The sequence below is a fragment of the Methylobacterium sp. Leaf89 genome, assembly GCF_001422215.1.
GTDB lineage: Bacteria > Pseudomonadota > Alphaproteobacteria > Rhizobiales > Beijerinckiaceae > Methylobacterium.
The window spans coordinates 71615-83740 of sequence record NZ_LMML01000003.1 but is presented as its reverse complement, the minus strand read 5'-3'; the positions used below and the strand labels follow the sequence as shown (position 1 = coordinate 83740).

10 protein-coding genes are annotated in these 12126 nt (G+C 71.5%); 4 read left to right on the top strand and 6 right to left on the bottom strand.

The genetic code is table 11. The features are described from left to right. Nucleotides 1–137: 137 nt before the first annotated feature. The 4 genes from ASF18_RS00740 to ASF18_RS00725 all read right to left on the bottom strand — a co-directional run bounded on the left by ASF18_RS00740 (nt 138) and on the right by ASF18_RS00725 (nt 3761). Nucleotides 138–542 (bottom strand): BLUF domain-containing protein, encoded by a 405-nt coding sequence (locus ASF18_RS00740; protein WP_056220039.1) that lies wholly within the window; start codon nt 540–542, stop codon nt 138–140. Between the two features lie 58 nt (nt 543–600). Then, complete coding sequence (locus ASF18_RS00735; protein WP_056348436.1) at nt 601–924, bottom strand: cytochrome c; 324 nt, start codon at nt 922–924, stop codon at nt 601–603. After that, nucleotides 924–1739, bottom strand: coding sequence for a universal stress protein (locus ASF18_RS00730; RefSeq protein ID WP_056348678.1), 816 nt, complete (start codon nt 1737–1739; stop codon nt 924–926). The genes ASF18_RS00735 and ASF18_RS00730 overlap by 1 nt, the downstream gene beginning before the upstream one ends. 75 nt (nt 1740–1814) lie before the next feature. Further along, nucleotides 1815–3761: a heavy metal translocating P-type ATPase gene (locus ASF18_RS00725; RefSeq protein WP_056270425.1), complete on the bottom strand. Its 1947-nt coding sequence runs from the start codon at nt 3759–3761 to the stop codon at nt 1815–1817. 266 nt (nt 3762–4027) lie between these two features. Between ASF18_RS00725 and ASF18_RS00720 the strand changes: the two genes are divergently transcribed. From ASF18_RS00720 to ASF18_RS22690, 3 genes are read left to right on the top strand one after another with little or no spacing between them, the layout of a single operon-like run. After that, on the top strand, nt 4028–5470 hold the full coding sequence (locus tag ASF18_RS00720) for a cytochrome ubiquinol oxidase subunit I (RefSeq protein ID WP_056348434.1): 1443 nt from the start codon (nt 4028–4030) through the stop codon (nt 5468–5470). Nucleotides 5471–5475: 5 nt separating this feature from the next. Next, on the top strand, nt 5476–6489 hold the full coding sequence (gene cydB, locus ASF18_RS00715; RefSeq protein ID WP_056348432.1) for a cytochrome d ubiquinol oxidase subunit II: 1014 nt from the start codon (nt 5476–5478) through the stop codon (nt 6487–6489). 11 nt (nt 6490–6500) lie between these two features. Beyond that, nucleotides 6501–6617 (top strand): DUF2474 family protein, encoded by a 117-nt coding sequence (locus ASF18_RS22690; protein ID WP_082486892.1) that lies wholly within the window; start codon nt 6501–6503, stop codon nt 6615–6617. A 221-nt stretch (nt 6618–6838) separates the two neighbouring features. On the opposite strand, the gene gyrB is transcribed toward ASF18_RS22690, so the two are convergent. Further along, complete coding sequence (gene gyrB, locus ASF18_RS00710; RefSeq protein WP_056220024.1) at nt 6839–9286, bottom strand: DNA topoisomerase (ATP-hydrolyzing) subunit B; 2448 nt, start codon at nt 9284–9286, stop codon at nt 6839–6841. Nucleotides 9287–9506: 220 nt separating this feature from the next. Beyond that, entirely contained in the window at nt 9507–10151 is a 645-nt protein-coding gene (locus tag ASF18_RS00705) for an MBL fold metallo-hydrolase (protein ID WP_056220021.1), read from the bottom strand. 336 nt (nt 10152–10487) lie between these two features. Between ASF18_RS00705 and ASF18_RS00700 the strand changes: the two genes are divergently transcribed. Next, nucleotides 10488–12122, top strand: coding sequence for an AarF/UbiB family protein (locus ASF18_RS00700; protein WP_056220018.1), 1635 nt, complete (start codon nt 10488–10490; stop codon nt 12120–12122). Nucleotides 12123–12126 lie beyond the last annotated feature (4 nt).

The window sequence follows — 12126 nt, the reverse complement described above, 5'->3', positions numbered from 1 at the left end:
CGGGTCGCACGGCCCAACACCCCGTCCCGTCCGCGATCCCGCCGTGGCGCGGGAGGCGCCTTGGGACGAAAACGACCCGCGCGCCGTGACGGATGCCGGGGGCTGTGGCGAGACCCATTCGAAGCGGCGCGAGGCCTTCACCGGGGGGCGCGCGCAAACTCCCGCATGAACGCCAGGAGCCGTCGCAGATGGTGGCGGTCGGGTTCCGGCCGCGAGCCCGTCGCGAGGGCGCCGATCAAACCGTCGACGAAGAGAGACCCGCCCGAATAGGCGATCGACCAGTCGGCGAAGTCACGCCGCGGGGCGTCTCGGTCCTGCACCACGTGGACTTGCGTATGCCGCCGGTCGCGGCGGATGCTCTCCATCAGTTCGTCGATGGCGGCGCGCGAGCCTTCCAGGATCTGGGCGAAGCGTCCGTCGGTCGCGATCAGCGCGCCGGTGACGTTCAGCCGAACGTTCCTGACATGGGCGGCGTCCACGATGTCCCGGATGTCCGCTTCCGTCGCCTGCCTGCGACTGACGTAGAGAAAGGATCGCTCCATGGGCTTCTTCGACCTTCGTCTTCGTCCACCGGCCGGATCGCCATCCCGGGGAGGACTGTCATCGCCTCAGGGTCTTCAGATACGCGGTGAGATCGTCGGCATCGGAGGGATCGAGCCGAAACGCGGGCATGGCCGGGTGACGTCGCTCGACACCCTCGACCAGGATGTCGGCGAGATCATCGATAGGAAAGCGGCGGGCGAGCGTTCGAAACGCCGGCGCCTCGGGCATCGGGCTGACTCCCCGAGAGCCGATGCCATGGCATCGCGCGCAGGTCGCGCGGGCCAACGCCTTGCCGCGTGAGGCCGATCCGTCACGGGCCGTGGCGGGGGGCGCGACGAGCCCGAACAGCGCGACCGATGCGAGGACGAGCGCGCGGCGCATCAGTGGCTCATCAAGCAGCAGACGGGTGCCGTCTGCAGGATGTCGTGGGTCATGCCGCCGAAGATCCATTCCCGAAGGCGCGAATGTCCATAGGCTCCCAGGACGATCAGGTCGGCGTATTCCCGGCGTGCGAAGCGCAGGATCTCGTCGGCTTCAACCGACCGGCTTCCGAACAGGGCATGGGTGGTGGCGTTCACGTCGTGGCGCGACAGGTGGGCCGCCACCTCCTCGATTCCCTGGAATTGCGTCTCCTGTCCGACCGAGACGAGGTAGACGTGGTCCGCCTGTCGCAGGAAAGGCAGCGCCGCCGTGACGGCCCGCCGGGCCTCGAGGGTGTCCTTCCAGGCGACGACGATGCGGTCGGCGCCCAGGTGCTCGATCCCCGGGGGAACGATCAGGACCGGACGTCCCGCCTCCATCAGCAACGGGCCGGGCAGCACCGTCATCGCGCCCGGCACGGCATCGGCCGGGCCATGGCGCCCGACCACCACGAGATCCGCCGCGCGGGCCTCCCGGGCGAGGTTGGCCGTGGGATGTCCCTCGGTGAACCGCCAGTCGGTGCGGAGGCCCTCGCGGGCATGGCGCAGGAACAGGTCCCGGACCCGGGCGGCCTCGTCGCGCGATCGGCGTTCCTCGGCCGCGCGCAGGATCCCGTCCGCCTGCATGTTGGCGAATGCGGACGGTCCGGGGATCGGCCGGGCCGCCACGCCGGTCAGGTCGGCCTCGAAGCGCCGCGCCAGGCCGGCGGCGAGCCGGACGCGGTCGGCGGAACCGCGATCCAGGTCCACGGATACCAGGATGTGCGCGTAACCCACGGCCGCCTCCCCGAGCCGCCGAGCCCGGCGGAAGGGCAATCTGGCTCGGCCCGGCTCCGCCGGCCTTGATCCATCTCAAGGGACGGCACGAGGCCGCTGGGCCGGGCGCGCGGATTCGTCGGCATCGGATGCCGGGGCGGTCATCGGACCACCGAGCGCCCGCATGGCGTTGAGGATGACGGCGACGTCGATGACCTCCTGCAACAGGGCGCCCCGCAGCGGCGTCAGGTAGCCGAGGGCCGCCGCGACCATGCCGGCGAGCGACAGGCCGAGGCCGACCAGCACGCTCTGGAGCGCGATGGCCCGGGCCCGCCGGGCGATGCGGATCGCATCCGGAAGCGGCGCGAGGCTGTCGACCAGCAGGACGACGTCCGCCGCCTCGGCCGCCGCGGCCGCGCCCCTGGCGCCGAGCGCGACCCCGAGATCGGCGGCCGCCAGGGCGGGCGCGTCGTTGACGCCGTCCCCCACCATCATCACCAACCCCTGCCCCCGTTCGCGCGCCACGACCTGCGTCTTCCCCGCAGGATCGAGATCGGCCGCCAGGGCATCGATGGGCAGGCCCGCGATCAGCGCCTGCGCGACGCTGCGCCGGTCTCCGGTCGCGAGCACCACGCGCCGGATGCCGCAGCGGCGCAGGTCCGCGAGCGTCCGTCCGCCATCCGTTCGTACCGGGTCGGCGAAGCTCAGGATCGCGGCGGGCCTGCCGTCCACGGCCACCAGCACCGTCGCGGCCACGGCATCCGCGTTCCGGACGGCGTCCGTCTCCGGGAAGGGGATGCCGTGCGCCCGCATCGTGCGGGGTCCGCCGACCCTCACGGGCCGCCCCGCGACGAGGCCCGACACGCCCTCGCCCGGGACTTCGGCCACCTGCGTCGGCTGCGTCAGCGTAAGGCCGCGGGCGAGGGCCGCATCGACCAGGGCACGGGCCGTCGGATGGCCGGAGGCTTGGTCGAGGGAGGCGGCCAGCCTCAGGACATCCTGCTCCGCGACGGGACCGAGGCGATCCACGGCCGTCAGCCGCGCCGTCCCGTGGGTCAGCGTCCCGGTCTTGTCGACCACCAGGACGCGCACCCGCGCCAGCTTCTCCAGGGCGCCGCCGCCCTTGATGATGACGCCGATGCCGGCCGCCCGCGACAGACCGGAGATCAGGGCGACGGGCACCGCGAGGATGAGCGGGCAGGGCGTGGCGACGACCAGCACCGCGAGGGCCCGCAAGGGATCGCCCGTGGCAGCCCAGGCGCCCCCGGCCAGCATCAGGGTCAGGCCGAGGAAGGCCAGGCCGTAGCGGTCGGCGAGGCGCGCCATCGGCGCCTTCTGGGTTCGGGCGGCCTCGACGAGCCGGACGATGCCCGCATAGGTGCTCTCGGCGGCCCGGCGCTCGGCCAGGAGCGTGAAGGGCGCCCCGACATTGACCGTGCCGCTCAGCACGGACGCGTTCGCTTCGAACGTGACCGGCAGGGCCTCGCCGGTGAGCGTCGCCTGATCGAGGATGGCCCGGCCCGCGGCGACGCGGCCGTCCACCGGCAGGACGTCGCCGACGCGCACGAGGATGCGGTCGCCCGGGGCCAGGGTCTCGATGGGGACTTCCCTCACGCCGCTCGAGTCCTCGCGGAGGGCGGAGCGTGGCTGCCGGGCGAGCAGCGCCGTCATGGCCCGCCCGGCACGTCCGGAGGCGTAGGCTTCCAGGGATTGGCCACCGGCATACATGAGGGCGATGACGACGCCGGCCAGCGGCTGCGACAGGGCGAGCGCGCCGCCCATCGACAGCAGGGCGACGAGGTCGAGCCCGACGTCGCCGCGCGCCAGGCTGGTCACGACCTGGAGCGCGAGGACGGCGAGGACCGCCAGCGTCGGAAGCGTCCACGCCCAGGCCGCGATGTCCGGGCGACCGAGCGCCTCGGCGGACAGGCCGGCGCAGAGGCCGGCGAGCGGAAGGACGGCCAGCCCTCCGCGCAGGCCCGTCAGCCAGCCGAGGCCCGCCGGCGCGCGCGAAGTCCTGGGGTCAACGGCCGCGGTCGTCATTCTCAGGGTCGCTTCCGGCTGTCGGGGGCCTTCGGGGTGCGCCCGTGTCGACCGGGAAGCCTTGCGCTGGATCAACAGGCGCCCGTTGCGTCGACGGAGAGGGCCGAAGCCTCGCGACGGCGAGCGCTGCGTCGCCGCGCCGATCCCGCATCGCCCGCCGGGAAGAGTTTTCGGTGCCTTGATCCAGCGCAAGGTCGCGGCGTCGGCCCCCCGCCATCGTCGGGCGGATGGATCCGGGCGCATCGCCCGGACGCCCGGAGATCCCGATGCCTTCCCTGACCCTGCCGAGCGCGGTGGACCTGGCCCGCACCCAGTTCGCCCTGACCGTCGTGTGGCACTTCCTGTTCCCGGCCTTCACCATCGGCCTGGCGAGTTTCCTGGCCGTCCTGGAGGGCCGCTGGCTGGCCACCGGCAAGGCCGTCTACCTCGATGTCTACCGCTACTGGCTTAAGGTCTTCGCCGTCGCCTTCGCCATGGGCGTCGTGTCGGGCCTGGTGATGTCCTACCAGTTCGGCACCAACTGGTCGGTCTTCGCCGACCGCACCGCGCCGATCCTGGGGCCGCTCCTCGGCTACGAGGTGCTCACGGCCTTCTTCCTCGAGGCCGGCTTCCTCGGCGTCATGCTGTTCGGATTGGAGCGCGTCGGCCCGCGCCTGCACTTCCTGGCGACCTGCCTCGTCGCCTTCGGCACCCTGACCTCGGCCTTCTGGATCCTCTCGGCCAATTCCTGGATGCAGACCCCCACGGGCCACGAACTGGGAGCCGACGGCCGGTTCGCCCCGGCCGATTGGTGGGCCATCGTCTTCAACCCCTCCTTCCCCTACCGTTTCGCCCATACGGTGACCGGCGCCTACCTGACCACGGCGATGATCGTGGGCGCGGTCGCTGCGTGGCACCTCCTGCGCGACGGCCGGAATCCCCGTGCCCGGGTGATGTTCTCCATGGCGATGTGGATGGCCGCGCTCGTCGCGCCGGCGCAACTGGTCATCGGCGACGTGCACGGCGCCAACACCTACCAGCACCAGCCCGCCAAGGTCGCGGCGATGGAAGGGCACTTCGAGACCCAAAGCCGGGCCCCCGCCCTGGTCCTGGGATGGCCCGACGCCGAGGCCGGCGAGACGCGGGGCGCCCTCGGCATCCCGGGCCTGGCGAGCCTCTACCTCACGCACGACCTGAACGGCACCGTGAAGGGGCTCAAGGACATGCCCCGCGCGACCTGGCCGACCAACCTGCCGCTGGTGTTCTGGTCGTTCCGCATCATGGTCGGTCTCGGCCTCCTGATGATCGCCCTCGGGTTCGTCTCGCTCTGGCTGCGCTGGAAGGGCCGGCTCTACGAGACCGTCTGGTTCCAGCGCTTCGCGGTCGCCATGGGACCGTCGGGGCTGATCGCCGTCACCGCCGGCTGGACCGTCACCGAGACGGGGCGCCAGCCCTTCACGGTCTACGGCCTGCTCCGCACCGCCGACAGCGTCTCGCCGATCGCCGCGCCCGCCGTCGCCGCCTCCCTCGCGGCCTTCGCGGTGGTCTACCTCGCGGTGTTCGGGGCGGGCATCTGGTACCTGCTGCACCTCTTCAACCAGACCCCGCAGGTCCACGAATCCGGACCGCCGACCGGCGTGCCGGTGCGAACGGCCGGCATCACCCCGGCACCGGCCCTCGACGCGCCCCACGCGGGCGCGCGCCGTCCCGCCCTCCAGCCCGCGGAGTAGTCCCCATGACCCTCGATCTCACCCTCGTCTGGGCGCTCCTCATCGCCACCGCCATCTTCCTCTACGTGGTCATGGACGGCTTCGACCTCGGGGTCGGCATCCTGTTCCCGGCGATCCGGGAGAAGGCCGACCGGGACGTGGTGGTGAACACCGTCGCCCCGGTCTGGGACGGCAACGAGACCTGGCTGATCCTCGGCGGGGGCGGCCTGTTCGCCGTGTTCCCGCTGGCCTACGCCACGCTGCTGCCGGCCCTCTACATCCCGCTGACGCTGATGCTGCTCGCCCTGGTGTTCCGCGGCGTCGCGTTCGAGATGCGGTTCCGGACCGTCACGCGTCTCTCCCGGACCGCGTGGGACGGCGCCTTCTCGGCCGGGAGCCTCGTCGCCGCCTTCTGCCAGGGCATCTGCCTCGGCGCCCTGGTGCAGGGCGTCCGCGTCGAGGGACGGGCCTATGCCGGAGGCTGGTGGGACTGGCTGTCGCCGTTTTCCCTGTTCACCGGGCTCGCGCTGGTCGCCGGCTACGGGCTGCTCGGGGCGTGCTGGCTGATCTGGAAGACCGAGGGTGAGCTCCAGCTCCGGGCCTATCGCCTCGCCCGGGCCTTCGGCTGGGCGACCGTCGCCGCCATCGCCGTCGTGTCCCTGGCGATGCCGTTCCTCAGCCCCGCCTTCCGCGGTCGTTGGCTGACCTTTCCGGCGATGGCCTTCGTCGCCCCCGTCCCGCTTCTCGTCGGCCTCCTGGGCTGGCGCCTGCGCGACGCCCTCGACCGGCGCGAGGAGGTCATGCCCTTCCTGTGCGGGCTCGGCCTGTTCCTGCTGTCCTATGTCGGGCTCGCCATCAGCCTGTTCCCGATGATCGTGCCGCCCTCGGTGACGATCTGGGACGCGGCCACGCACCCGAGCAGCCAGCGCTTCCTTCTCGTCGGAACGGTCGTGCTCCTGCCGATGGTGCTCGGCTACACCGCCTACGTCTACTGGCTGTTCCGGGGTAAGGTCACCGCCGGCGCGCCCGGCTACCATTAGGGAGGCGGACCATGACCATCCCCCGCTGGATGCGCCGCCTCGGTTGGTTCGGGGCCCTGTGGGCCGGCGGCATCGCCTGCCTCACGGCGGTCGCCCTGCCCCTGCGATGGCTCCTCAAGGTCGTATGACGAGGGCCGTCTCGGCCGAACCGCGTTCACCGACCCCCTTCCGGTTCGAACGGGTCATCGAGCAGGCCGCATCGGCGCAGGCCACTGTGTCTCGCGCGGCCGAGGCGAAGCGGCCGAGGCGACGCGATCCGTCGCAAGGTCGGGGGCTCCCTGTTGGCCGCCGAAGCCCGATGGGGTTCGACGGCCGCGAGGGGGCGGTTCAGGCCCGAACCCGGCCCGCCTCAGACGTCGAGGTTGGCGACGCTGAGGGCGTTGTCCTGGATGAACTCGCGGCGGGGTTCGACCACGTCGCCCATCAGCTTCACGAACAGGTCGTCGGCGTCCTGGGTGTCCTTGACCTTGACCTGGAGGAGCGAGCGCACGTCGCGGTCGAGGGTGGTTTCCCAGAGCTGCTGGGCGGTCATCTCGCCGAGGCCCTTGTAGCGCTGGAGCTGCAGCCCCTTGCGGCCGAAGGCCATCACCGCCTCGAACAGGCCGACGGGCCCGTGCAGGGTGGTCTCGTCGCCCTTGCGCGCGTAGGTGACGGGCTGGTCGTAGATCTCGCGCAGGGCCTCCGCCCGGTCGGCGAGGCGGCGCGCCTCCTGCGAGGCCAGCAGCGAGGCGTCGAGGGTCGCCACCTGGCGCACGCCGCGCAGGGTCCGGCTCAAGACGTAGCCGCCCTCCGAGACGGCGCCCTCCCAGCCACGCTCGATGTCGTCGGCGATCCGGTCCATGCGCCGGGCGACCTCCTCGGCCAGCACCTCGGCCTCGGCCGCGTTCTCGTCGACATTGGCCCGGAAGGCGCCGGCGATCAGGGCCTGCTCGACCACGGCGCGGTCGTAGCGGGTGTGGAGCGCCTGCATCAGCCCGCGGAACTGGCGGGCCTCCTCGACCAGGGACTTCAGCTGCGGGCCGCCGAACTCGGTGCCGGAGGCCAGCCGCAGCACGGCGCCCTCGACGCCGGCATCGATGAGGTAGTCCTCCAGCGCCCGCTCGTCCTTAAGGTAGAGCGCCGACTTGCCCTTGGCGGCTTTGTAGAGGGGCGGCTGGGCGATGTAGAGGTGCCCGCGCTCGATCACCTCCGGCATCTGCCGGAAGAAGAAGGTCAGCAGCAGGGTGCGGATGTGCGAGCCGTCCACGTCGGCATCCGTCATGATGATGATGCGGTGGTAGCGCAGCTTGTCGGGGTTGAAGCCCTCGCGGTCCGTTGACGAGCGGCCGATGCCGGCGCCGAGCGCGGTGATCAGGGTGCCGATCTCGGCCGAGGACAGCATCCGGTCGGCCCGCACCCGCTCCACGTTGAGGATTTTTCCGCGCAGCGGGAGAACGGCCTGGAAGGTGCGGTCGCGGCCCTGCTTGGCCGAGCCGCCGGCGGAATCGCCCTCCACCAGCAGGATCTCGCACTTCGAGGGATCGCGCTCCTGGCAATCGGCGAGCTTGCCGGGCAGCGAGGCGATGTCGAGGACGCCCTTGCGGGTCACGGTCTCGCGGGCCTTGCGGGCCGCCTCGCGGGCCGAGGCCGCCATGATGACCTTGGCCATCACCGAGCGGGCCAGCGCCGGGTTCTCCTCGAGCCAGTTCGACAGGCCCTCGTTGAGGACGTTCTCCACGGCCGGGCGCACCTCGGAGGAGACCAGCTTGTCCTTGGTCTGCGAGGAGAATTTCGGGTCCGGCACCTGCACCGAGATCACGGCGGTGAGGCCCTCGCGGCAATCCTCGCCGGTGAGCGAGATCTTTTCGCGCTTGGCGATGCCCGAGGACTCGGAATAGCCGGTGATCTGCCGGGTCAGCGCGGCGCGGAAGCCCGCCATGTGGGTGCCGCCGTCGCGCTGCGGGATGTTGTTGGTGAAGGGCAGCACGGTCTCGTTGAACGAGTCGTTCCACCAGAGCGCGACCTCGACGCGGATGTTGTCGCGCTCGGCCCGCACCATGACGGGCTTCTGCATGCCGTCGATGGGTTTGCGCGAGCGGTCGAGGTAGCGCACGAAGGCCTCGATGCCGCCCTCGTAGTACAGCTCCTCGCGCTTGTGCTCGGCGTGGCGGGCGTCGGTGAGGACGATGCGCACGCCGGAATTCAGGAAGGCGAGCTCGCGCAGGCGCTTCTCCAGGGTCGCGTAGTCGAACTCGATCATCGTGAAGGTGTCGGTGGAGGGCAGGAACGACACCTCGGTGCCGCGCCGGCCGTTGCCGTCGCCGACGACGATCAGCGGCGAGACCGCGTCGCCGTGGCGGAACTCCATCGCGTGCTCGCGGCCGCCCCGCCAGATGCGCAGGCGGAGCCATTGCGAGAGGGCGTTGACCACCGAGACGCCGACGCCGTGCAGGCCGCCGGAGACCTTGTAGGAGTTCTGGTCGAACTTTCCGCCCGCGTGCAGCTGGGTCATGATGACCTCGGCCGCCGAGACCCCCTCCTCCTTGTGGATGTCGGTGGGGATGCCGCGGCCGTTGTCGGAGACCGTGACGGAGCCGTCGGCGTTCAGCGTGACGGTGACGAGGTCCGCGTGGCCCGCGAGCGCCTCGTCGATGGCGTTGTCGACCACCTCGTAGACCATGTGGTGCAGGCCCGAGCCGTCGTCGGTGTCGCCGATATACATGCCGGGGCGCTTGCGCACCGCGTCGAGGCCCTTGAGGACCCGGATGGATTCCGCGCCGTAGGCATCGGCGGCGAGATTATGGGAACTGTCGGACATGAACTTCCTCGGGCAGGCGGGCATTCAGGCCGGACTTGCCGGCCCAGGCCGGGCCCCCGCCGCCTGCATTTCTTCTTGACCCGCGCAATATAAGCATTTCCCACTGGGAATGCATCGTTTTCGGGCCCGTAGACCCCCGGAATCGCGACCACGATGCCCCGTTCGCGTTAACCCCCCGTCAAGGCCCCGCCGGGATCCGGCCGACGGGGCCCGGCCGGCCTCAATCCTGCAGGAACGGGTTCGACACGCGCTCCTCGCCGAGCGTGCTGGTGGGGCCGTGGCCGGGGATGAAGGCGACGTCGTCGCCCAGCGGCAGGACCTTGTCCTTGATGGCCCGGATGAGCTGCTCGTGGTTGCCGCCGGGCAGGTCGGTGCGGCCGACCGAGCCCTTGAACACCACGTCGCCGACCAGGGCGAAGCGCGCGTCGCGGCTCATGAACACCACGCTGCCGGGGGAGTGGCCGGGGGCGTGCAGGATGTCGAAGGCCAGGCCGCCGACCTCGACCACGTCGCCGTCGCCCAGCCAGCGGTCCGGCGTCACCGCCCGGGCCCCGTCGAGGCCGTAATTGGCGCCCGTCTCCGGCAGGCTGTCGAGGAGGTAGCGATCGGCCTCGTGCGGCCCCTCGATCGGCACGCCGAGCCGGTCGCGCAGCTCGGCCGCGCCGCCGGCGTGGTCGATGTGCCCGTGGGTGAGCAGGATCTTCTCGATGGCGATGCCCTGGGCGGCGATCGCCGCCTCGATCCGGTCGAGGTCGCCGCCCGGATCGACCACGGCGCCGACCTTGGTCTCGTCCGACCAGATCAGGGTGCAGTTCTGCTGGAAGGGGGTCACCGGAATGATTCCGGCGCGGGGCGTGCCTGGCATCGGGGGTCTCGCGGGATGGCGCCGCGGCGGCGCGGGGGTCGGCGCCGCCGGAGCGCGGGGTGGACGTGAGGGCGGGCGCCGCAGCGGCGCCGGTGGCGGCCTGTCTAGCCCGAGATCGGTGCGGGCGCGAATCCGCCGCGCCCGTCGCGGCCCCCGCCGCGCGGCTCCCCGGTCGCCGTTCCCGTGTCGCGACCCCCATGTCGCGGCCCCCATGTCGCGGCCTCATGGTCAAACTTCGGCCTCGCCACGGGCCTAACGGAGCCTTAACCACGGTCCGGCCGCACGCCTCGCCGGGCGAGCCACCGTCCCCCTCCCCCATCCGGGCCCCTTGCGCACATGCTGAAAACCGCCTTCGTCGCCGCACGGGACCGGCAGCGCCTCGGGGAGATCGCTTCCGTCCTCATCGGCTTCGGCGTCACCAAGGTGGTGGAGCGCCTCGGCCTCGCCCAGGTGGCGCGCCTCGCCAAGCGCCGGACGCCGCAGGTGGACATCGCCCGCCTGTCGCAGCCCCAGCGGGTGCGGCGCGCCATCGAGACCCTGGGGCCGACCTTCGTGAAGCTCGGCCAGATCCTGGCGAGCCGGCCCGACCTCCTGACCCCGGAATGGACCGAGGAGCTGGAGAAGCTCCACAGCCAGGTCTCGCCGATCCCGTGGGAGCGCATCCGGCCCCAGCTCGAGGAGGACCTCGGCGGCCCGGCCTCGGAGATCTTCGCCGAGTTCGACACCACGCCGCTCGCCGCCGCCTCCATCGCCCAGGTCTACCGCGCCCGCCTGCAGACCGGCGAGGAGGTGGTGGTGAAGGTGCTGCGCCCGGGCCTGCGCAAGACCATCGAGGCGGACCTGCGCCTGATGGGCCACGCCACCCGCATCGTCGTGGACGAGTGGCCGGAATTCGGGCGCTACCAGCCCCAGGAGCAGATGCGCCACCTGGCCAGCGGCCTCTACGGCGAGCTCGACCTCATCAACGAGGCGCGCAACTGCGAGACCATCGCGGCGATCTTTGCCGACCGCGACGACATCGTGGTGCCCAAGATCCACTGGGAATGGACCTCCGAGCGGGTGCTGGTGCAGGAATTCGTGCACGGCATCCCGCCCAACGACCATGCCCGCCTGGACGCCGCCGGCTACGACAAGGTGCTGCTCGCCCAGAAGGGCACCGACGCCTTCCTGCAGATGGCCCTGATCGAGGGCGTGTTCCACGCCGACCCGCATCCCGGCAACATGCTGATCATGCCGGACAACCGGATCGGCTTCATCGATTTCGGCATCATCGGGCGCCTCTCGCAGCGCCGCCGCACCCAGCTCCTGATGCTGATCGGCGCCATGCTCAAGGAGGATTCCGACGGGCTGATGGCCGTGCTCCTCGACTGGAGCGGCTCGAGCAACCCGGACCTCACCAAGCTCGAGGCCTCGTCGCAGGCCTTCGTCGCCCGCCACACCGGCGCCTCCCTGGATTTCGGGGCGCTGCTCACCGACTTCATGACCATGGCCCGCGAGAACGACCTCGCCATGCCCACGGATCTGGCCATCCTGTTCAAGGGGCTGGTGACCGCCGACGGGGTGATGCGCCAGCTCGATCCCGGCTTCGACCTGTTCTCGGCCGCCGGCCCCACCGTGCGGCGCAAGCTCGCCTCGCAGTTCTCGATCAAGGGCCTGACCCGCAAGGTCGAGGCGGTGGGCGCCGGCCTGTTCGGCGCGGCCTCCGAGCTGCCGACCCTGATCCACCTCATGCTGGTGCGCTTGAAGCAGGGCCGCGTCACCGTCGAGATCGAGCTCAAGGGCATCGAGAAGCTCACCCGCGGCATCGAGCGCGCCGCCGCCCGCATCGCGGTGGCGCTCATCGTCGCCGCCTTCGCCACGCAGCTCGCCCCCCGCTTCATGGACCTCGGCACGCCGGCCTTCATCACCGTCGGCGCCATGGTCTGCGTGATCGGGATCGGCTGGCTGGTCCTGCTGGGGCGCAACAAGTAGCGGG

Excerpts from the sequence above, each read along its gene's own strand:
- ASF18_RS22690 (WP_082486892.1), top strand. The coding sequence starts at position 6,501 with ATGACCATCCCCCGCTGGATGCGCCGCCTCGGTTGGTTCGGGGCCCTG.
- ASF18_RS00735 (WP_056348436.1), bottom strand. The coding sequence starts at position 924 with ATGCGCCGCGCGCTCGTCCTCGCATCGGTCGCGCTGTTCGGGCTCGTC.
- gyrB (WP_056220024.1), bottom strand. The coding sequence starts at position 9,286 with ATGTCCGACAGTTCCCATAATCTCGCCGCCGATGCCTACGGCGCGGAA.
- ASF18_RS00700 (WP_056220018.1), top strand. The coding sequence starts at position 10,488 with ATGCTGAAAACCGCCTTCGTCGCCGCACGGGACCGGCAGCGCCTCGGG.
- ASF18_RS00705 (WP_056220021.1), bottom strand. The coding sequence starts at position 10,151 with ATGCCAGGCACGCCCCGCGCCGGAATCATTCCGGTGACCCCCTTCCAG.
- ASF18_RS00725 (WP_056270425.1), bottom strand. The coding sequence starts at position 3,761 with ATGACGACCGCGGCCGTTGACCCCAGGACTTCGCGCGCGCCGGCGGGC.
- cydB (WP_056348432.1), top strand. The coding sequence starts at position 5,476 with ATGACCCTCGATCTCACCCTCGTCTGGGCGCTCCTCATCGCCACCGCC.
- ASF18_RS00740 (WP_056220039.1), bottom strand. The coding sequence starts at position 542 with ATGGAGCGATCCTTTCTCTACGTCAGTCGCAGGCAGGCGACGGAAGCG.
- ASF18_RS00720 (WP_056348434.1), top strand. The coding sequence starts at position 4,028 with ATGCCTTCCCTGACCCTGCCGAGCGCGGTGGACCTGGCCCGCACCCAG.